Origin of the sequence: Mesorhizobium sp. M0140, from assembly GCF_040322475.1 — a bacterium.
Classification (GTDB): Bacteria; Pseudomonadota; Alphaproteobacteria; order Rhizobiales; family Rhizobiaceae; genus Mesorhizobium.
Genome location: NZ_JAMYTM010000011.1, coordinates 123,912 through 143,227 on the forward strand (window position 1 = coordinate 123,912; position 19,316 = coordinate 143,227).

Genomic DNA, 19,316 nt, shown 5'->3' on the forward strand with positions numbered 1-19,316 from the left:
CCCAAGGAGCAAAGAATGCGGCTTTTGATACTCGGCACCGGCTGGATGGCGCAGGAACATGCGCGGCGCTTCATCGCCATCGACGGCGTCGACATTGTCGGCGCGGTCGATGTCGATCCGGCCCGGGTCGGCGAGTTCGCCGACAGCTTTGACATTCCCAACCGCTTTACCGCGCTGGATGAGGCGCTGGCATGGGGCGAGTTCGACGCGGTGGCCAATGTCACGCCCGACCGCATCCATCACCCGACCACCATGACGCTGATCGCCGCCGGCAAGCCGGTGTTGTGCGAGAAGCCGCTGGCCGAAAACTTCGGCAAGGCGACCGAGATGGCCGACGCCGCCGAGGCCGCCGGCATCGTCAACATGGTGAACCTGACCTATCGCAACGTCGCCGCGCTGCAGAAGGCTCGCCAGATGGTGCAGGCGGGCGAGATCGGCATGGTCAGGCATGTCGAGGCGTCCTATCTGCAAAGTTGGCTGGTGTCGAAATTCTGGGGCGACTGGCGCACCGATCCGAAATGGCTGTGGCGCCTGTCGCGCGGCCACGGCTCGAATGGCGTGCTTGGCGATGTCGGCATCCACATCCTCGATTTCGCCAGCTATGGCGCCGCGGTCGACATCGACCATGTCTTCTGCCGGCTGCGCGCCTTCGACAAGGCGCCCGGCAACCGCATCGGCGACTACGGGCTCGACGCCAATGACAGCTTCGCCATGACGCTGGACTTTTCCAACGGCGCCTTCGGCGTGGTGCATGCCAGCCGCTGGGCAACAGGCCATCTCAACGAGCTGCGTCTGCGCATCTATGGCGAGAAGGGGGGCATCGAAGTGGTGCACAATCTCGATGGTTCGACGCTCAAGGCCTGCATCGGCGAAAACGTCGAGAACGCTATATGGGAAGAGCTCGACGCCGGCACGGTGCCGACCAACTACCAGCGTTTCACTGACGCAGTGCGATCCGGCGTGCAAGCCGAACCGTCCTTCCGCCATGCCGCCGAATTGCAGCAGGTGCTGGATCTGGCAGTGGTATCGGACGAGAAGCGCGCGGAGCTGCGGGCGAGTGCGGAAACGCGGTGAGCTGGGGCGAAGCGGCGGAGAGCGCGGGCGCCAGCGGTCGAGATAGCACTGCCGCCAACTTCGGATTGGAGGCTGCGCCAGTCAGGGGCCGGTCACGAGCGAAAAAACCAGTTTCTGCAAATTGCCGCCATCGCCGAATTCGACGCGGTCGAAATCTCGGCTTGCCTGCACACGCGCCTTCGAAATCGCGTCGAGCCGCTTGACCACCTCGGCCCTTGTCTTGCTGCATTTGGGATCGTCGGCGACGGTCAGGCCGTCCGTAGCGGCTTGGATATCGTGGACCATCTGGACCATGCTGGCGCCATGCACCTTCTCATGGGCGGCGACGCCGGCGATGAAGGTTTCCCAGTTCTTCTGGACGGCGGGCGGCAGGGAGCCGGAGGGTTTTGGCAAGGTGTAGGTGACGATCAGCTTCGGCCGCCCGGCCGTCAGCACGCAGTCCTTGCCCCTGGGCCGGTAGTCCCTTAACCCCCAGGTCAGCTTGAAATTGGTGTAGGCGATGGCACGGGCAATGCCGAGCTTTGGCCCTTTCTCGCCGATCGAGCGGTAGAGTTCGGCGCCGGACCGGCCCGAGATCGCGTAGGGCTCGATCTTCTCGACCGGCTTCCACTCGGCATGAGCGGTGAGCGGCGAGGCCAGCAGGGCGGCAAAGGACAGACACAGGCGAACGCAGGCTTTCAATCCAACTCTCCGCGAAACAGGACTGGTTGCCGCAACGGGCATGCCATCGGATCGCTTTTCCTATATGCTGCCGACGGGCGCTGCAAATGCCCTGGAGGCAGTCAATTGGGGGGAGTCATGAGAGCTGGACATCTCGTCGTCGTCGGTGCGGTTGCGGTCCTGCAGGCCGCGCAGCCGGCGTTTGCCGCGTCGTGCGGTGGCTGGAGCGCCAAGATGGAGGAAGACGAGGGCGGCAGCGTGCTGACCGCCTCGGTCTGCGGCGGGCCGAAAGGCGATGCGCATCTGATGCTGACCTGTTTCGACACGCCGGTGCTGAGCTACGATCTCGGTGCCACCGGCCAGCAACTGGAGCCTGGCATCAGCGGTTCGTTCGCGTTCAAGGCCGACGGCAAGACGGTAACGAAGACGCTGCAGCTGGAGGCCATGTACAACTACTTCGTGGTCAATCTGGCGAAAGCCGATCCGCTGCTCGACCTGCTGCGAGGGAAGGGCGATGTGTCGGTCAGTTCAGCCAAATATGGCGAGATCAGCTTTCCGCTGAAGGGCTCCAGTGCGGCCATCGGCAAGGTGCTGGCGCAGTGCGGCAAGGCCGGGCCAGCGGAGGGGGATTGAGGGGCTCTACAGTTCGATGCCGGCGCACCAATGAGGCGGTTCTCGTTGGCTCACCGGGCTTGCTGCCGAACCACCCCACCCAGTCGCACCGTCGCGGCCATCAACTCCTCGTCCGAAAACCCCGAAAAACCCAGCACCAGACCTTGCCGGGGCGCCCCGCCGATGAACATTGAGGACAAGGCCCTGGCGCCGACACCCGCCGCCTTCGCCGCCTCGACGATCGCGGTGTCCGGCCCGGCGTCCTTCAGCGTCGCCATCAAATGCAGCCCCTGTTCGGGCACGGTTACTTCGAGGGCATCGCCGCAATGCGCCTCGAGGCCGGCGACCAGGACGTCGCGCGCGGCCTGGACGCGGCGGCGCACGCGCCGGAGATGCGCGGCGAAATGGCCTTCGTTCAACAGGTCGGTCAGCGCGCCTTCGGCCAGCGTCGAGGGGAAGCGGTCGGAGCGCGCCCTGACCGCCATCACGGCATCGAGCAGCGCTTCGGGCACCACGACATAGCCGATGCGCAGGCCGGGGAAGAGGATTTTCGAGAAGGTGCCGAGATAGGCGACACGGTCTGAACCGTCCATGCCCTGCAGCGAGGTCAGCGGTGGGCCGGCATAGCGGAACTCGCTGTCGTAGTCGTCCTCGATGATCCAGGCATCGTTGCGCCGCGCCCAGTCGAGCAAAGCGAGACGGCGGCGCATCGTCATCGTCACGCCGAGCGGATATTGATGCGAGGGCGTGACATAGGCCGCGCGCGCCTTGGAGCACAGGCTTTCGCCGATCTCGGGATCGAGCCCTTCCGCGTCGACCGGTACCCCAAAAACCCTGGCGCCGCTGCCGGCCAGCACGGCCTGCGCCATCGGGTAACAGGGGTTTTCGATCCAGACGGCATCGCCGGGGCTGAGCGCGGCGCGCACCAGAAGATCCAGCCCCTGCTGCGTGCCCGAAGTCAGCACGATCTGGCCGGCGTCGCAGCGCACGCCGCGTGCGGTCCTGAGATAGGTGGCAATTGCCGTGCGCAGCGGCAGGCCGCCACGGGGATCGCCATAGCGGAAATGCTCCGGCCCGGGGCGAGCGAGGTGGCGCGACAGAAGGATGCGAAACAAATCAAGCGTGCGCGGATCGGACACCGCCACGCCAAGGCCGCAGGGCAGCGAGGTGGCTGCGTCGATCTCCGGCGGACGCGCCTTGACCAGTGTTGTCGGCAGATGCGGCACGTCAGGCGCGACGAAGGTTCCGGCACCGATCCTGGCGACGGCGAAGCCTTCCGAGACCAGGATTTCAAAACAGGCAACCGCCGCCGAACGCGACAGGCCGAAGCGCTGTGCGAGATCCCGGGTGGTCGGCAATTTGGCCCCGGCGGCCAGCGCGCCGGTCTCGATCAGCCGCCTGAGCGCCGCATAAAGCTCGCGGCTGCGCGGGCCGTCGCCCGGCAGGACCGGGATCAGCGCCGACCAATCCGGCAAATTGGTCTGTTTTTTCTTCATCGGATTGGTTCTTTTATCAACCAATGTCATGGCGCATGGTTGGCAGACAACAACCAAGGATGCAAGCCGTGAACGACACGCCAGCCAGCTTTCCGACCACCAGCCGCAACCGCGTCAAGCGCCTGCACGAGCGCGGCAGCTACGACCATGCGGCAGTCTTCGCGGTGCTGGATGCCGGGCTGCTGTGCCATGTCGCCTATACGTTCGACAGCCAGCCCTATTGCACGCCGACTATCCACTGGCGCGAGGACGACATGCTCTACTGGCACGGCTCGTCGGCCAGCCGCATGCTGCGCAATCTGCGCGGCGGCACGCCGGCGTGTCTGACGGTGTCGCATCTCGACGGGCTGGTGCTGGCGCGCTCGGGCTTCAACCATTCCGCCAATTACCGCTCGGCGATGTGTTTCGGCACGGCGCGGATCATCGATGAGCCTGAAGAGAAACTGAAGGCGCTGGCCGGCGTCGTCGACCGCTTCTACCCCGGCCGGAGCGAGACCCTGCGGCCGATCTCGGTGCAGGAGGCCAAGGCGACGACGGTGATCGGCATGCGCATCGAAGAAGCGTCGTCGAAGGTGCGCGCCAAGGGCGTCGCCGACGACGAGGAGGATTACGGGCATCCGGTGTGGGCCGGCGTCATCCCGGTGCGGATGGTGGTCGGCGCCGCCGAGCCGTGTCCGAGGCTGCTGCCTGGGACGGTGCGGCCGCAAAACCTGGCTAGATATGCCGAGGGTGCGAGGCTCGATGAGGCGGTGACGCGGGCGCAGCGAGCGTATGAGGGCAAAGTTTAGCCAGCGCCGGGAGTGTATTAAAATCTTGCCGCTGCCGCCGCCTCGCGATATCTCGACACAATGATCACCTTCCGCCGTGCGCAGGCCTCCGACCTGCCTGATATCGTCGCGATGCTGGCCGACGATCCGCTTGGCGCCGGCCGCGAGGACGCCTCCTTGCCGCTGGCACAAGGCTATATCGACGCTTTCAACGCCGATCCCAATCAGTTGCTGGTGGTGGCCGTGGATGGCGGCGAGGTGATCGGCACCTTGCAGATATCTTTCCTTGCGGGCCTGTCGCGCAAGGGCGCGTGGCGCGGGCAGATCGAGGCGGTTCGGGTTGCCGGCCACCGACGCTCGGGGGGCGTCGGCAGGCTGATGATCGAATGGGCGATCGACGCGTGCCGGGCGCGGGGCTGCAGCCTTGTCCAGTTAACCACCGACAAGGGGCGGGCGGACGCGCACCGCTTTTACGAAAGCCTCGGCTTTACCGGTAGCCATCTCGGCTACAAGAAGAGCCTATAGGCGGGCGGAACCACTGCACACTTTTGTGGAACGGCTCGCGGCGTTCGAGCATCGCGCCACCGCTGGCGCATTCGGGAAATCGTTCAGGCATACTTCAACTCGCGACCAACAGGGGATATAGGTCAGCCAAGTTGACCTATATTGCAGCGTCTGGGGAGGCGTGTCGTGACCCTTATGAATCTGTTGGCCTCGCGCTCGTCGCGCATGAAAGCGTCCGAAATCCGCGAGCTCCTGAAGCTGCTCGACCAGCCAGACATAATCTCGTTCGCCGGCGGTATTCCCGATCCCGCGCTGTTCCCGGCCGAGGCGATCCGCGACGCCTATGCTTCGGTGCTCGGCGGCGCCGAGGCGGGTGCGGCGCTGCAGTACCAGGTCTCGGAAGGCTATCTGCCGTTGCGGCGCTGGCTCGCCGGGCAGATGGGCAAGCTCGGCGTCGCCTGTGACGAGGCCAACATCTTCATAACCTCCGGCTCGCAGCAGGCGCTGGATTATCTCGGCAAACTGTTCCTGTCGCCGGGCGATACCGCGCTGGTGACGTGGCCGACCTATCTGGGCGCGCTGCAGGCTTTCAACGCCTATGAGCCTCGCTACGATCGGCTGACCCCGGCCGGCGGCAACATGACGCCCGATGCCTATCGCGCGGCGGCGGCTGCAAATGGCGGCAAGGCCAAATTCGCCTATCTGGTGCCGGATTTCGCCAACCCGACCGGCAACACGCTGAACCGTGAGCAGCGCGAGGCGGTGCTCGACCTTGCCGGCGAACTCGACATCGCCGTCATCGAGGATGCCGCCTATCGCGCGCTGCGCTATGACGGTGAAGGCGAGCCGCCGATCCTGGCGCTCGACTGCATCAGGTCCGGCGGTATCGACAAGGCGCGCACGCTCTATTGCGGCTCGTTCTCGAAGATCCTGTCGCCGGGCATGCGGGTCGGTTGGGTGTGCGCGCCGCGCCAAATCGTCGAGAAGCTGGTGCTGATGAAGCAGGCCTCCGACCTGCATAGCCCGTCGATCAACCAGGTGGTGATGCATCGCGTCGCCGAAGCCGTGTTCGACGGCCAGGTGGAAAAACTTATCGGCGCCTATCGTGAGCGCCGCGACGGGCTGCTCTCGGCACTGGAAGCCCACATGCCGGAAGGCGTGACCTGGAGCCATCCGGAAGGCGGCATGTTCGTCTGGGTGACGCTGCCGGAAGGGGCCGACGCCACCGAGCTTCTGGCGCGGGCGGTCAAGGAGGCGCGCGTCGCCTTCGTGCCGGGCAGCGCGTTTTATGCCGACGGCACCGGGCGCAACACGCTGCGGCTGTCCTTCACGCTCGCCGACCGGCGCGCGGTGAGCGAAGGCATTCCAAGGCTAGCCGCCATCCTGAAGGGATAGGCCGGCGCCGGAAGCCGGCTTTGCCTCCGCCATTGCACTAACCAGCCGCTCGAGCTTTGAAAGCCTGGTGCGAGCGAGCTTGCGGACCGGCTTTTCGACACCTTCTTCGCCGTTTTCGACGACGAAGACCAACGTCATGAAATCGAGCATGAACTCATCTATGGCTGCCGCGACCTCGTGCGACCTGCCCTTGAACCGGCGCAGCAGAGCGGTTGCTTCCTCGATATCGTCGACACCGGCGCTGTCGACAAGCGCTTCGAGCCTCTGAAAACAATCCAATCGCAATTCCTCCCACCGCGCCACCAAACCCGGTTGCGAGCGGAAAGTTCCAAACTGAGAGTGGTCTCGCGAAAGAAATCGCCTCCACCGCTCGAATTCCGCGGTTTCGACCGGGCGTTGGCATTTTTCTGTTCGGGTGGAACCTCCGCGGCCAACAAAGGTTCTTACCAGGTCTGATCCCCCCTCAGACCTCTGAAGGCTAGAGATGCTTTCCAAAGGCCGGCTGGATCCCCTCCCAGCGGGCCTTTTGTTTGCTGGACGGAAGGAGTATCCGCATTGACGACGCCCTGTCCGAACCTAAATTCGAACCCACACGAGGAGGCGTTTTCATGGAAACCCAGGAATTGCATCGCGGCCGGCTCATCGACCACATCCAACTGGTGGTCAGGGACCTTGCGGCCAGCCGGCGTTTCTACGAGGCGGTCCTTCAGGCGCTCGATGCCCCGATTGGCGGCAGCGGCGCCGACTTTTTCTGGGCCGACGAGCTGTTTGTCTCCACTGCCGACAGCCGGGCCGCACAGGGAAAACTCACCGGCCGCCATCACCTGGCTTTCCAGGCAAAGGACCACGCCATGGTCGACGCCTTCTACAAGGCCGGGCTGGCGGCTGGCGGCACGGACAATGGCGCACCGGGCGAACGGCCCTATCACCCCGGCTATTACGCCGCCTTCCTGCTCGATCCCGACGGCAACAACATCGAGGCCGTCCATCACGGCCCGCATAGTCGCAGCGCCGCTTCGGTGAAGATCACCTTCTAAGCTGCCGATATTCAGCCGGCCGGGATCGCGGCCGCATGGGGCGATGCTGGAGAGAGAGGCTGCTTTGCGTTGCCAGATTGGTGGCCACGATGCTAACCGTGCGAATGGCGAGCGGGAATCGGTATCGAAGCAACGCGCGCTGCAAAATCCTCAATAAAACTCCCCTTACCCCCGTGGAGATATATTTTTTATGCAAAACCCAACAAGGGCGATCTGTGCCGCCATGCTTTTATTTGCGATCGGGGCCGTTGGCCTCACAAGTATATCACCTTTTGCTTATGTTTCATCGGCGCAGGCGCAGGAGGAATATCTTCCGACCCAGAAGGATTTTGTCGGCAAATGGAAACTGAACGGTGGGGCCATCCGGCCGCCGCGCGATATGAAGGATGCGCCGACACCGGAACAGGAAGCGGCCGCCAATGAATTCCAGCAGACGGTGACGGCGTTTTACGGGGCGTTCGACTATCTGGAGATCACGGCGGACGGCCGCTACAATTTTCATCAGCCGGGTGATCCGACGTCGGAGCCTTGCGTCTGGTGCGGAACCTGGTCCTTCAGCAAGAGTTCGGCGTGGCTCAAGCTGGAGACCGCGCCCCGGCTGGATATCTACGCCAAGGACGGCGACATGCAGATGACCTACACTGTCGAACCCGACGAAAAATCGAAATATGCATGGCTGGTTTTCGGTTGGACGAAGGTCGAGTAGGCGGCGGCGCACGGCTCGCCAAACGAGCTAAGCGGCTTTTCATCCATCTCGTATCCTCGTATACGAGATGGAGCCAGCCGCCCGAGGAGACCGCATGAACCCATTGCCTGAAACCGTGCCGTTTTTCAGCCAGTGGGAGACGCCCGACCTGACGCTGGACGTGCTCGCCGACGGCGCGGATGTTGCGCTCAGGCGCGATCCGCTGTGGAGGCGATCCGGGGCGGAAACCCTCGATGAGTATGCGGTCTGGGCGGCCAACATCTGCGGCATGGCGTGCCTGAAGATGATCCTGGCAAGCCGCGGCGAGATCGTGCCGACGATCGAGCTTGCCAGGCGCTGCACCTTATATGGCGGCTATGTCGTCAACGGGGGATCGATCAAGGGGCTGGTCTACGCGCCCTTCGTCAGCTTCGTGAAGGAAGCCTTCGGCCTGCGCGCCGAGGTGATGACCAATATCGCGACAGCGGAGATTCCGGTGATCATGCAGCGGACGCGCTTCTTCATCGCGTCGGTCAGCAGTTCGATCCGCTGGCCCGAGCGCGAGCCGCCCTCGAAGGGCGGTCATCTGGTGTTGGTCACGGCGGCATCCAACCAGGGTTTCCGCTTCCACAACCCGTCCGGCCATGACCCCGCCACACAGGCAGACGCAGTGTTGGCGCCGGCCGATTTCGATCGCTTCTTCGCCAATCGCGGCATTGCCGTCGCCATTTGATTTTTTGACAGTCGAGGGATTTCGATGACCGGTAAGACAAGAGTGGCCATCCTCTATGGCGGGCGTTCGGCCGAGCATGACGTGTCGCGCCTGTCGGCCGCCAATGTGCTGAAGGCGATCGACCGGACGCGCTACGACATCGTGCCGATCGCTATTTCGCGAAGCGGCAGATGGCTGCTGCAACAACTTGATGACGCGGCAGGGGCGCCGGCATCCGAAGACGGCCCGGAGGTTGCATTGTTGCCCGGCGGCAAGGGCCGGCTGGCTGCCGTGTCGCCGGACGGTACGCGGCCTGACCTGCCCCCCATCGACGTCGTGTTCCCGGTGCTGCACGGGCCGTTCGGCGAGAACGGCTCGGTGCAGGGCTATGCCGAGGTCGCCGATGTCGCCTATGTCGGCTGCGGCATCCTCGCCTCGGCCGCCGCCATGGACAAGGATGTCGCCAAGCGGCTGATGCGCGAGGCGGGATTGGCGGTTGCCCGCTCCGTCACCGTGCATCGAAACGGCAAGCATTCCTTCCAGGAGATTGCCGGGATGCTCAGCCTGCCGTTCTTCGCCAAGCCGGCGCGCCAGGGCTCGTCCTTCGGGGTCAGCAAGGTGAATGACAGGGACGGCTTCGAGCAGGCCATCGACACGGCTTTCCGCTACGACGGCAAAGTGTTGATCGAGGAATTCGTCGAGGGCCGCGAGATCGAGTTCTCGGTGCTGGAGCGCGCCGACGGGTCGCTGACGGTGTCGCTGCCCGGCGAGATCATTCCGGCCGGCAAGCATGGCTTCTACACCTATGAGGCCAAATATCTCGATGCCGACGGCGCGTTGGTCAAGGTGCCCGCCGATATCCCGGCCGATGTGGCCGAGAAGGCCAGGGATATGGCGCGGCGGGCATTCCAGGCGCTTGGCTGCGAAGCCATGGCGCGCGTCGATTTCTTTCTGCGCGCCGATGGCAGCCTGCTCGTCAACGAGGTCAACACCATTCCCGGATTCACCGACATCTCGATGTACGCCAAGGCGCTGGCGGCATCAGGCATCGGCTACAGCCAAACCATCGACGTGCTGATCGAGCACGCGCTGGCCAGGCATGCGGCGCGCTGATCCGAACGAGCGAGCCTGACTTCCATTCCGCGCGTTGAGAGCGGCCGACGCGGGCCGGATCATTGCCTGTTGAGTGAGGTGTATTTCACCGTTGGCTAAAGTTGCACGTCGGCTCTATATGCCCGATCATGGCATTTGGCAGGGAGGCATCACGTGGCCAATCGTCGAAACGGCACGGCGTCTCCGGCTGATGGGCCGGGGGACGCCCTTTCAGCGGCCGCGCTTCATCCGCGAACCTCATTGCCCAATGTGGCGGCCATCGTCACGACAGTGGCGGCACTGTATTTCGGGCGCGAGGTTTTCCTGCCCATCGCGATCGCGCTGCTGCTGACCTTCGCCCTGGCGCCGCTTGTCTCAGCTCTTAAAAAGGTCGGTATCCCCCGGATTGCCGCCGTCATTGCCAGCGTGCTCGGCGCTTTCGCGGCCCTTGGCCTGTTCTCCTTCATCGTCGCCACGCAGGTCAGCGAACTGGCGCAGAACATCCCGGTCTACCAGACCAACATCCTGACCAAGATCCGCTCGCTCAAGGAAACCGGGGTGGGGGGCGGGATCCTTGCCAGACTGAGCAAGGTGGTCGAGCGGGTCGGCCAGGAGATCGACAGGCAGGACCCCTCGCTGCCGGCTGCCACCCCGGAAAAGCCGCCGCGCGAGCCGGTGCCGGTCGAGATCGTCGCGCGCGAAAGGCCGCTCCAGGTCCTGCAGAACATCGTCGGGCCGCTGATCAGCCCGCTTGGGTCGGCCGGGCTGATCATTGTCGTCGTCATCTTCATGCTGCTCGAGCGGGAGGATCTGCGCGACCGCTTCATCCGGCTTGTCGGCTACGGCGACCTCCACCGCACCACCGAGGCGCTTCAGGATGCCGCCAAGCGGGTGGGCCGCTATCTGTTGATGCAATTGGTCGTCAACATCGTCTACGCCGTACCGATCGCGATCGGGCTCTGGGCTCTCGGTATTCCCAATGCGCTGCTGTGGGGGCTGCTGGCGCTGGCGCTGCGTTTCGTGCCCTATATCGGCCCGATCATAGGCATGCTTTTGCCGCTGTTCCTGGCGCTGGCCGTTGCGCCGGGCTGGTCGCTCGTGCTGTGGACGGCCGCCCTGTTCGTGGTGATGGAGCTGATCACCGGCAATGTCATCGAACCCTGGCTCTACGGTTCGCGGACAGGACTGTCGCCGCTGGCGATCATCGTCGCGGCGATTTTCTGGACGTGGCTTTGGGGGCCGCTCGGGCTGATCTTGTCGACACCGCTCACGGTCTGCCTGGTGGTGCTGGGCAGACACGTGCCGCAGTTTGAATTTCTCGACGTTCTGTTCGGCAACGAGCCCGTGCTCGAACCCCATGCGCGCCTGTACCAGCGGCTGCTGGCCGGCGATCCGGAAGAAGCCACCGACCATGCCGAGGAGATGCTGGAGGAGAAATATCTGGTCGAATTCTACGACAAGGTGGCCATTCCGGCGCTTCTGCTGGGCGAACAAGACCGTGTGCGCGGCGTCATGGGCGATTTGCAAAGGCGGCAGGTGGCGGCCAGTGCCCTGATGCTGGTCGCCAATCTCGACGACAGCGCGCAGGAGGAGGCAGGCGAGGAGGAGGAGCCGCCCGTGGCCGCAGAGGCGAGCGACGATGGCGATCCCAACGGGGAGGACGAGAAGACCGACCTGCCCGATGGCACGGATATGTCCGTGCTTTGCGCCGGTGGGCGTGGCGAACTCGACGACGCCGCCGCCGCGATGCTGGCGCAGGTGCTGGAGGTCCAGGGCGCGACGGTATCGAAAGCCGGCTTTGCGGATATGGAGCCCGCCAGCATTCGCCGCCTTGAGCTCGAAACCGTCGACACCGTCGTGGTCGGATTCCTGAACCGGGATTCCGTCAAGCACGCCCGTTTCCTGGTTCGCCGGCTGAAGCGCGCGAAGGCCGCACTTCGGGTGGGAATCGTGTTCTGGTCGGAGGCCGCTGCTGAGGACAAGGAGACGGCCGACAAACTGGCCCGTGATATGAACGCGGATTTCGTGGCGCATGGCATGGTCGACGCCGTGCTGGGCGCGCTGTCAAACGAGCCGCCGGTCGCGCTCAAGCTTGTCGCCAAACGGCGCATGCGGCGACAGCGGGCCGCGTCCAAGAAGGTCACGGCGGCAGCGGCGGGTTAGGCCCTGCCTTTGCCTTCTTCGGCAGTGTCGGGGTCGACAAGCCAGGCACGAATTGCGGAAAATAGTTCAGACCGATGTCGATTTCCGGGAGGCCCATTCGTCTTGACGATAGGGAGCCGAAGAATTCACCCAATCAGGAACGATGCGATGACAATCACCATCACGGCATTTAAGCGATCGCCCGATCGCGGCAAGGGACTGGCGCGCGATACGCGCGTTCGCTGGGCGCTCGAAGAAGCAGGGCAGCCTTATGAGGTTCGGTTTGTTTCCTTCGCGGAGATGAAGGCGCCTGGCCATCTGGCACTCCAGCCCTTCGGCCAGATCCCCACCTATGAGGAGGGTTCTCTCTCACTGTTCGAGACCGGCTCGATCATCCTTCATCTTGCCGAGCAGCACGCGGGCCTGCTGCCCGGCGATCGCGATGCCCGCGCGCGTGCGATCACCTGGATGTTTGCCGCACTTAACACAGTCGAGCCGCCGATCCTCGAATTAACGACGGCAAAGATATTCGAAGCTGACAAGCCCTGGAGCGAGGAGCGTTTGCCATTGGTGAAGGATCGTGTTCGCGCCTGTCTCGACAGGCTCTCGGCTCGCCTGAGCGCCGCCGAGTGGCTCGACGATGCATTCAGCGCGGGCGATCTGTTGATGGTATCGGTGCTGCTGCGACTAAGAATGTCGGGCATTTTGGACGAATATCAAAACCTTGCTGCCTATGTGGCGCGCGGTGAAGCTCGGCCCGCTTACATCAGGGCTTTCGCTGCGCAATTTGCGGTCAACGCCCCGAGCACGCTGGACAGGCATGGCGCGAACGCTCTGAGATGTTCGCAAAGCCAGGGATGATGCAGCGGATTGTAATTCTTGGAAATGCCGGAAGCGGCAAATGACCCTGGCGCGGCAGATCCCAGACTTTTGCAGGCGGTGAGGAATGCTTGAAATTCGCCCAGCCCAAGAAGCCGACCAGCCGGCGATCGTGCAACTATGGCACCAGGGCTGGCATGATGCCCACGCGCATCTGGTTCTGGCCGAAATCCTGGCGTACCGAACGCCCGCGCATTTTTCGCTGTGGCTGGAGCAATCCGCCGATGCATTCCATGTGGCGGCAGCCGATGAACTGCTTGGCTTCGTCGCCATCAACGGAGCGGAGCTGGTGAAACTCCACGTAAGCCCGCAAGCACGGGGAAGCGGGACCGCCCGCGATCTGCTGTCACGCGCCGAGCATCTCTTGTCCGAGCAAGGCGTGGCTGAGGCCGAGCTTTTCTGCACGGCGGGAAATCTCCGCGCGCAGAGATTTTATGCCCGCGAAGGGTGGCGCTTGAGCCGCACCTTCGAAGACGCACTTTGGCTGCCGGACGATGTCGCCGGCAGGTTCACCGTGGAAACCCACTGCTATCGGAAGCATCTGGGCTTTCGGTAGCCTTGTCTATTCGGAACGACCTTGGCGAGACTGTCGCGGACGCTGGAGCAGGCACCCCTACCGATCGACCATCGCCATGCCCCGCTCGGTGTAGCGCGGGCCGGAGACTTTTCCCGGCGCAAGCGCTGCGTCGAGCGCGGCCATCTCGGCGGCATCGAGTTTGATGGCGGCGGCGGCGACGTTCTCTTCCAGATATTTTGTGCGCTTGGTGCCGGGGATCGGCACGATGTCGATGCCAAAGCCGTCGCCCTTCGCCAGCAGCCAGGCCAGCGCGACCTGGCCGGGCTTGACGCCGCGGGCAGCGGCAATGTCGCTCACCTTGGCGGCCGCCTCGACATTGGCGTCGTAGTTTTCGCCTTGGTAGCGCGGGTCGTTGCGGCGATAATCGCCGTCGGGATAGTCTTCCGCGCGCTTGACCTGGCCGGTGAGAAAACCTCGGCCGAGCGGCGAGAACGGCACCAGGCCGATGCCGAGTTCGCCAAGCAGCGGGATGATCTCCGGCTCCAGATTGCGCTCCCACAGCGAATACTCGCTCTGCACGGCCGACACCGGATGCACGGCATGCGCCCGGCGGATGTTGGCCGCACCCGCCTCCGACAGGCCGAAGAAGCGCACCTTGCCTTGCGCGATCATCTCGCCGACGGCGCCCGCGACATCCTCCATCGGCACCGCGGGGTCGACGCGGTGCTGGTAGAGCAGGTCGATATGGTCGGTTCCGAGGCGGCCGAGCGAGGCTTCCACGACCTCTCGAATGTGTTCGGGCCGGCTGTCGGTTCCGACCTGCTTGCCGTTTTCGATGCGAAAGCCGAATTTGGTGGCGATCGTCACCTGGTCGCGCTTGCCCTTCAGCGCCCGGCCAAGCAGGGCTTCGTTGTCGTAAGGGCCATAGACCTCGGCGGTGTCGAGGAAGGTGCAGCCGAGTTCGATGGCACGGTGCAGCGTGGCGATGGATTCGGCCTCGTCGGCCGGGCCGTAGGACTGGCTCATGCCCATGCAGCCGAGGCCGATGGCCGAGACCTGCAGCCCCTGGCTGCCGAGCTTGCGTGTGTTCAGGGTCATGGTGGGGTCTCCAAGGAGGGGATGCGCGACTATAGCAGCCGCATCGACGTTGGCCGATTCAATCGACACTCTATTCGATCAGGATGTGGGCTTCACGCGCGGCCTCGACGAGCGCCGCCCTGGCGACGTCGGGGGCGACATCGCCGCTCGTCGCCCGCCGACAGGCGCGCAGCGCGGACTGATGCTTCGGGCTGCCTGCGTCACGCCAATGTGTGGTGAGCAAATCAATGGCCTGCTGTGTGTTGGACAGATGGTGGATGGAACCGGTGACGCCGACCGAAACCGCCACAGGCTTCGAGAACCATGCCGTTTGCATTGGAACCACCTCGATAGGGCTGAAGCGATAAACGCCTATGGCCGCTCAAAGGTTTCGTCGAAGCCAATCAATCCGGCGTGAGAGTTGCCGATACCTCCCAATGGCATTGGGCGACCCCATCTTGTCCGCGCGGCTCACATGTTCGAGGAGACGTCGCGGGTGGACGGTGTTTTGGGTTTGTGGGCGGCACGTTGCCGCGGCGCCTGATGGGCGGGGCGGGGTTTGACTGTGTTCACGACAGTGGGCGCCTGCGCCTTGCGGCGCTTGAGCCAGCTGGCTGACAGTTCGGCAAGGAGACTGCCCAAGCCTTTCACGACGTCCTCCTCTTGTAAGGGTGACAAGGTAATTTTCGTCACCCCAACTTGTTCCGCCGGAAATCATTCCGCGAAAAATAAAGGTTCTTGCCGGCGAAAGCGCCGGGCATCACCTGCCGATATAGGCGGCCAGTTCGTCCGGCGTCCCATTCGGGAAGGCCTGTTTCAGAAAATCCAGGAACGCCGACACGCGCGCGCTGAGCAGCCGCCGGGAGGGGTAGAGCGTCCAGAGAGCGATCTCCGGGCCATCGATGTCCCCCCAATTCACCAGGGTGCCGTCAGCCAAATCGTGGCTCACCAGGGAAATTGGGAGACGTCCAACACCGACGCCGGCCCGCACCGCATCCCGCACCATGATCAGCGTCGACAGAGCAAGGACAGGCTCGACAGCAATCGTCGAGCGGCCACCATGGTCCTTCACGTGCCATGTCTGGCGTTCGCCTGTGCCGCGTGCAACGCCAGGAGCGGCCTGCCCACCGGTCGTACGAGGAAGGTCCGGGCTCGCCACAACGACCAGGCGGTCGCGGAGAAACGCCCGTCCGACCAGGCTTTCGTCGGGTTTCGGATTGACCCGGATCACCAGGTCGTAACCTTCCTCGATCATGTCGACAGCCCTGTCCTCCGTCGTGACCTCAAGCCTCACCTCGGGATGCTTGAGGGTAAATCCCGCGGCGATCCTTCCCATCGCGGTCTGAGAAAAATGCAGAGGTGCGCTGATCCGCAGCCTGCCCTTGGGTCTTTGGCCGCCCGAGGCGATCTCGGCGGCCGTCTCGTCCAGTTCGGCGAGCAAGGTCCCCGTCCGCTCGAAGAGTGCTCGCCCTTCCTCGGTGAGCTTCAGGTTGCGCGCACCCCGTTCAAACAGGCGCAGGTCAAGGCTGCTCTCCAAGTCTCCAACCCGCCGGGACAGCGTTGCCTTGGGCCGGCCGGTGGCCCTTGCCGCTTTGCCGAAACCCCCATGGCGGGCAACGAGGTTGAAATCGGTCAGGGCCAGAAGATCCATGAGTGTTCCACCAGTGAGACGGTACGTCTAAAATTTCGGCCTGTTTGACTGTTTGTGAGCCACACATATTGGGCCTGTCAAGCAACCCAACAGGAGAAATTCCATGACCATCCTCGTTACCGGCGCCACAGGCAATGTTGGCCGCCAAGTTGTCGAGCACCTCGTCAAGCGCGGCGCCGACGTCCGTGCTCTCGTCCGCGATCCGTCGAAAGCCAGCTTTCCGGCAGGCGTATCGGTCGCGCAAGGCGACTTTCTCGATGTCGATTCACTGCGCAAGGCCATGTCCGGCGTTTCCACCCTGTTCCTCTTGAACGCCGTGGTGCCGGACGAATTCACCCAGGCTTTGGTCGCGCTGAACGTCGCCCGATCGGCGGGCATCGAGCGGATCGTCTATCTCTCGGTGATCCATGCGGACGTCTATGTGAACGTGCCGCATTTCGCCGGCAAATTCGGCGTCGAGCGAATGATCGAGCAGATGGGCTTCCAGGCTACGATCCTGCGCCCGGCCTACTTCATCCAGAACGACCTGATGATCGAAGACGTCATCACCGGCTACGGCACCTACACAATGCCGATCGGCACCAAGGGGCTCGCCATGATCGACGTGCGTGATATCGCCGAGATCGCCGCTCTCGAGCTGCTGCGTCGGGAACGATCCGCAGAGCCGCTTGCGCTGGAGCGGATCAATCTCGTCGGTCCGCAGACACTGACCGGGAGGGATATCGCGGCCATCTGGTCCGACGTGCTCGCCCGCCCGATCAGCTACGGCGGCGACAATACCGAAGGTTTCGAGCAGAATCTCAAGCAGTTCCTGCCTGCCTGGATGGCGTACGACATGCGCTTGATGGGCGAGCGGTTCCTGACCGACGGCATGCTGCCCGAGGCCGGCGACGTCGAGCGGCTGACCGCGCTTCTGGGCCGCCCGCTGCGTCCCTATCGGGACTTCGCCTCACAAATCGCCGGCTCAGCCTGACGGAACAGCTCTCATCATCATCAGGGTACAGAAACAGCAGGGCGGCCTTTTGAGGAGGCCCCCTGACTGGCACGGGACAAATGCGCGTTCAGCCGGAACTGCCCTACTGCAGGGTGGCCGGACCAGGCCTGTCGAGTTGGGCGATCACGTGCTCGCCACCGGCGCCACCGAGCCCATCCACGAACAGACCAGCTACGCCGTCGAAATTGGTGAGCCCGTCGAATTCAATTGCGGCGCCAATCAACTGGGCTGCCTGGAAGACAAGGTATTCGACGTCCTCGAGGGCGACGTTTTCGGCCAGGTTCCTGACCCTTACATGCTCCGCCACCGCCGTGATGCTGACGATGCCGGTCTTCCTGAAGGCGATCTGGACCGCTGAACGGACGTCATCGCGCAGTCGCGCCGAGTAATTATACCGCATCGAAACCTCCCGAAGGGAACGGTTTTCTGTTCAGATCGCACAATGCGGCAGAGACTTCGCCTTGGCAAGTCACGAATTAAATAATATTCAAATAAATCAACCAGTTAGCATAGTTATGCAAGTGTGCGCCTTACGCCGAATACCCATCAGGCTCATCATGAGCACGAGAAGCGGTTCACGCATCGCGAGGTCTTGACGCGCTAGGAGCGGTTTCCTAACTATGAGGTAAATGAGTTGAATACTCATTCGACGTATTCATGGTCCAGAGCGAGGGAAGCGCTATGACTGAACTGGAACGCCCGGAACGGTTGCAGATCATGCTGACGTCAGACGAACTGGCGGCGCTGGAAAACTGGCGCTTCGACAAGCGCATGCCGAGCCGTTCGGCCGCTGTCAGGGAATTGCTGCGGCGCGGTCTTGCCGCGGATGGCTTCCTGACGGCGGAGCAAGGGGCGAAGTCGCAAGACTTCGGCATCCTGCCAACCGCCGACGGCAATGGCATTTCCGACGGCGGCAAGGAGTAGAGCGGTTCACCGCGCGTGAGCCGCCCTGGTCCCCGCAACGGTCGGCGGTCGCCGCGCGGCGCCGGCCAGCGTAGCGGACGATAACTCTCGATTCAGAGGATGTTGGTCGTCACTTCGACGACGATCGCGGCACCTTCCAGGCTGCCATTGGTGACGTGCACGACGCGCGATACCCGCAGATCCTGCGTGGTTCCGTCGATCGACAGCGCAACGCTTTCTCCGATCCGGGGAACCGCCTGGAAAACGGCGTCCGTGGCCTCCGGCCGGTTGTCGATCGATATGCGGCAGTTGACGGTCATGAGATGTCTCCTGTGTCGGCCCGGTGGTCAACGCGGGGTCCGCGAAATGGTTTCAGGAGGCCGGATGCAACTTAACGGCGCCCAGATCCGTAACGCAGTAATTGCTCCATTGTTCATCGTAACGGAGCAACAGGGCTCGCCGGGGAGGGCGTTGGGGCTGCCCCGGCGAGCTTGATCCGCTCTGCCCAGGGCGCTACGTTACCGGGGTATGGAGACGAGTTTCGGGGTCCGCAATTCCCCGGCCATCCTTGCTGCCTGGAAAATTGTCATCAAAACCAGGATGGGCTCACCCTCGGTCGGGCTGATGGTCAGGACGACGCGGCCAAGCTCGTCGCTCATGCCGCAAGACCAGTCCTTCACGGCTATCACCTTTCTGGCGGCCATATGCCTTCTCCTGCACGGGAGGTTCTCTGCGGGCTACGCCGCCTGGAGTTGGTCGGCAGAACCTTCGCGCGATATTGCAACCAGCCGAAATGCGGCAAATGCGGCCAATATCATGAAAACCGCCGTGATGTTCAGGGACATCGCCGATGCAAGGACGCCCCCGTCAAAGCAACTCAGTTCCATGTCGCTGCACCCCTTCGATCCACTGTCGGCCTGGATGATGATCCTGCTTCGCGCGAAATACAAGCGTTCGCTAATACGCCGATGCGGCTGGCCAGCGCTGCGCGCTTTGAGCAGGCGAACGGTTGCTTGCTGGTTCCCGCTCAAGGGCTCGAACCTCGATTCACGCCTTCAAAGGGCGCTGTCCTACCATTAGACGAAGCGGGAGAATGCAAGTCGCGCCCCACCCCTAGCC

24 protein-coding genes and 1 tRNA gene are annotated in these 19,316 nt (G+C 63.6%); 14 read left to right on the plus strand and 11 right to left on the minus strand.

Annotated elements, in window-relative coordinates; translation table 11 throughout:
* The first annotated feature begins 15 nt into the window (after positions 1-15).
* The gene (locus NKJ37_RS13895) at positions 16-1,074 is read left to right on the plus strand and encodes a Gfo/Idh/MocA family protein (RefSeq protein ID WP_023813850.1); all 1,059 of its coding nucleotides are present in this window, start codon (positions 16-18) and stop codon (positions 1,072-1,074) included.
* Positions 1,075-1,155: 81 nt separating this feature from the next.
* On the opposite strand, the gene NKJ37_RS13900 is transcribed toward NKJ37_RS13895, so the two are convergent.
* On the minus strand, positions 1,156-1,797 hold the full coding sequence (locus NKJ37_RS13900; RefSeq protein WP_502895812.1) for a DUF922 domain-containing Zn-dependent protease: 642 nt from the start codon (positions 1,795-1,797) through the stop codon (positions 1,156-1,158).
* Between the two features lie 75 nt (positions 1,798-1,872).
* Between NKJ37_RS13900 and NKJ37_RS13905 the strand changes: the two genes are divergently transcribed.
* Positions 1,873-2,367, plus strand: a complete 495-nt coding sequence (locus NKJ37_RS13905; RefSeq protein ID WP_031213769.1) for a hypothetical protein — start codon at positions 1,873-1,875, stop codon at positions 2,365-2,367.
* A gap of 50 nt (positions 2,368-2,417) precedes the next feature.
* On the opposite strand, the gene pdxR is transcribed toward NKJ37_RS13905, so the two are convergent.
* Entirely contained in the window at positions 2,418-3,842 is a 1,425-nt protein-coding gene (gene pdxR / locus NKJ37_RS13910) for a MocR-like pyridoxine biosynthesis transcription factor PdxR (protein WP_023813847.1), read from the minus strand.
* A 35-nt stretch (positions 3,843-3,877) separates the two neighbouring features.
* Here pdxR and NKJ37_RS13915 point away from each other — a divergent pair, with 35 nt between their 5' ends.
* From NKJ37_RS13915 to NKJ37_RS13925, 3 genes are all read left to right on the plus strand, one after another.
* On the plus strand, positions 3,878-4,630 hold the full coding sequence (locus tag NKJ37_RS13915; RefSeq protein ID WP_352554528.1) for a pyridoxamine 5'-phosphate oxidase family protein: 753 nt from the start codon (positions 3,878-3,880) through the stop codon (positions 4,628-4,630).
* Between the two features lie 60 nt (positions 4,631-4,690).
* The gene (locus NKJ37_RS13920) at positions 4,691-5,134 is read left to right on the plus strand and encodes a GNAT family N-acetyltransferase (protein ID WP_352674222.1); all 444 of its coding nucleotides are present in this window, start codon (positions 4,691-4,693) and stop codon (positions 5,132-5,134) included.
* A 174-nt stretch (positions 5,135-5,308) separates the two neighbouring features.
* Positions 5,309-6,508 carry an aminotransferase-like domain-containing protein gene (locus NKJ37_RS13925; RefSeq protein ID WP_031213765.1) on the plus strand — a complete coding sequence of 400 codons (1,200 nt, stop codon included), beginning with the start codon at positions 5,309-5,311 and terminating at the stop codon, positions 6,506-6,508.
* Here the strand turns inward: NKJ37_RS13925 and NKJ37_RS13930 are convergent.
* Entirely contained in the window at positions 6,485-6,787 is a 303-nt protein-coding gene (locus NKJ37_RS13930) for a hypothetical protein (protein WP_352774086.1), read from the minus strand. The genes NKJ37_RS13925 and NKJ37_RS13930 overlap by 24 nt on opposite strands.
* Before the next feature lie 329 nt (positions 6,788-7,116).
* On the opposite strand from NKJ37_RS13930, the gene NKJ37_RS13935 reads away from it, so the two are divergent.
* The 7 genes from NKJ37_RS13935 to NKJ37_RS13965 all read left to right on the plus strand — a co-directional run bounded on the left by NKJ37_RS13935 (position 7,117) and on the right by NKJ37_RS13965 (position 13,611).
* Positions 7,117-7,545 carry a VOC family protein gene (locus NKJ37_RS13935; RefSeq protein WP_352441256.1) on the plus strand — a complete coding sequence of 143 codons (429 nt, stop codon included), beginning with the start codon at positions 7,117-7,119 and terminating at the stop codon, positions 7,543-7,545.
* Positions 7,546-7,768: 223 nt separating this feature from the next.
* Positions 7,769-8,251: a hypothetical protein gene (locus tag NKJ37_RS13940; RefSeq protein WP_352774087.1), complete on the plus strand. Its 483-nt coding sequence runs from the start codon at positions 7,769-7,771 to the stop codon at positions 8,249-8,251.
* 94 nt (positions 8,252-8,345) lie between these two features.
* Positions 8,346-8,963 (plus strand): cysteine peptidase family C39 domain-containing protein, encoded by a 618-nt coding sequence (locus NKJ37_RS13945; RefSeq protein WP_352774089.1) that lies wholly within the window; start codon positions 8,346-8,348, stop codon positions 8,961-8,963.
* Positions 8,964-8,987: 24 nt separating this feature from the next.
* Positions 8,988-10,055 (plus strand): D-alanine--D-alanine ligase family protein, encoded by a 1,068-nt coding sequence (locus NKJ37_RS13950; RefSeq protein WP_352774091.1) that lies wholly within the window; start codon positions 8,988-8,990, stop codon positions 10,053-10,055.
* Positions 10,056-10,208: 153 nt separating this feature from the next.
* Positions 10,209-12,197 (plus strand): AI-2E family transporter, encoded by a 1,989-nt coding sequence (locus NKJ37_RS13955; protein WP_352611189.1) that lies wholly within the window; start codon positions 10,209-10,211, stop codon positions 12,195-12,197.
* 147 nt (positions 12,198-12,344) lie between these two features.
* Positions 12,345-13,037, plus strand: coding sequence for a glutathione S-transferase family protein (locus tag NKJ37_RS13960; RefSeq protein WP_128304598.1), 693 nt, complete (start codon positions 12,345-12,347; stop codon positions 13,035-13,037).
* Between the two features lie 85 nt (positions 13,038-13,122).
* Positions 13,123-13,611 (plus strand): GNAT family N-acetyltransferase, encoded by a 489-nt coding sequence (locus NKJ37_RS13965; RefSeq protein ID WP_352774093.1) that lies wholly within the window; start codon positions 13,123-13,125, stop codon positions 13,609-13,611.
* Positions 13,612-13,668: 57 nt separating this feature from the next.
* On the opposite strand, the gene NKJ37_RS13970 is transcribed toward NKJ37_RS13965, so the two are convergent.
* The 3 genes from NKJ37_RS13970 to NKJ37_RS13980 all read right to left on the minus strand — a co-directional run bounded on the left by NKJ37_RS13970 (position 13,669) and on the right by NKJ37_RS13980 (position 16,300).
* Complete coding sequence (locus NKJ37_RS13970) at positions 13,669-14,670, minus strand: aldo/keto reductase (RefSeq protein ID WP_352774095.1); 1,002 nt, start codon at positions 14,668-14,670, stop codon at positions 13,669-13,671.
* A gap of 70 nt (positions 14,671-14,740) precedes the next feature.
* The gene (locus NKJ37_RS13975) at positions 14,741-14,986 is read right to left on the minus strand and encodes a DUF982 domain-containing protein (RefSeq protein WP_023813833.1); all 246 of its coding nucleotides are present in this window, start codon (positions 14,984-14,986) and stop codon (positions 14,741-14,743) included.
* Positions 14,987-15,409: 423 nt separating this feature from the next.
* On the minus strand, positions 15,410-16,300 hold the full coding sequence (locus NKJ37_RS13980; RefSeq protein WP_023813832.1) for a LysR family transcriptional regulator: 891 nt from the start codon (positions 16,298-16,300) through the stop codon (positions 15,410-15,412).
* Positions 16,301-16,403: 103 nt separating this feature from the next.
* On the opposite strand from NKJ37_RS13980, the gene NKJ37_RS13985 reads away from it, so the two are divergent.
* Positions 16,404-17,273, plus strand: coding sequence for an SDR family oxidoreductase (locus tag NKJ37_RS13985; protein ID WP_352774097.1), 870 nt, complete (start codon positions 16,404-16,406; stop codon positions 17,271-17,273).
* Positions 17,274-17,376: 103 nt separating this feature from the next.
* Here the strand turns inward: NKJ37_RS13985 and NKJ37_RS13990 are convergent, their stop codons facing one another.
* Complete coding sequence (locus tag NKJ37_RS13990) at positions 17,377-17,694, minus strand: hypothetical protein (protein ID WP_352774099.1); 318 nt, start codon at positions 17,692-17,694, stop codon at positions 17,377-17,379.
* Between the two features lie 281 nt (positions 17,695-17,975).
* On the opposite strand from NKJ37_RS13990, the gene NKJ37_RS13995 reads away from it, so the two are divergent.
* Positions 17,976-18,218 (plus strand): hypothetical protein, encoded by a 243-nt coding sequence (locus NKJ37_RS13995; RefSeq protein WP_023813828.1) that lies wholly within the window; start codon positions 17,976-17,978, stop codon positions 18,216-18,218.
* A gap of 92 nt (positions 18,219-18,310) precedes the next feature.
* Here the strand turns inward: NKJ37_RS13995 and NKJ37_RS14000 are convergent, their stop codons facing one another.
* The 4 genes from NKJ37_RS14000 to NKJ37_RS14015 form a co-directional block, all read right to left on the minus strand.
* Positions 18,311-18,517 carry a hypothetical protein gene (locus NKJ37_RS14000; RefSeq protein WP_013530768.1) on the minus strand — a complete coding sequence of 69 codons (207 nt, stop codon included), beginning with the start codon at positions 18,515-18,517 and terminating at the stop codon, positions 18,311-18,313.
* A 198-nt stretch (positions 18,518-18,715) separates the two neighbouring features.
* On the minus strand, positions 18,716-18,901 hold the full coding sequence (locus tag NKJ37_RS14005; protein ID WP_352774100.1) for a hypothetical protein: 186 nt from the start codon (positions 18,899-18,901) through the stop codon (positions 18,716-18,718).
* 33 nt (positions 18,902-18,934) lie between these two features.
* On the minus strand, positions 18,935-19,228 hold the full coding sequence (locus NKJ37_RS14010) for a hypothetical protein (RefSeq protein ID WP_352774102.1): 294 nt from the start codon (positions 19,226-19,228) through the stop codon (positions 18,935-18,937).
* Positions 19,215-19,288, minus strand: a tRNA-Gln gene (locus tag NKJ37_RS14015). The genes NKJ37_RS14010 and NKJ37_RS14015 overlap by 14 nt, the downstream gene beginning before the upstream one ends.
* Between the last annotated feature and the right edge of the window lie 28 nt (positions 19,289-19,316).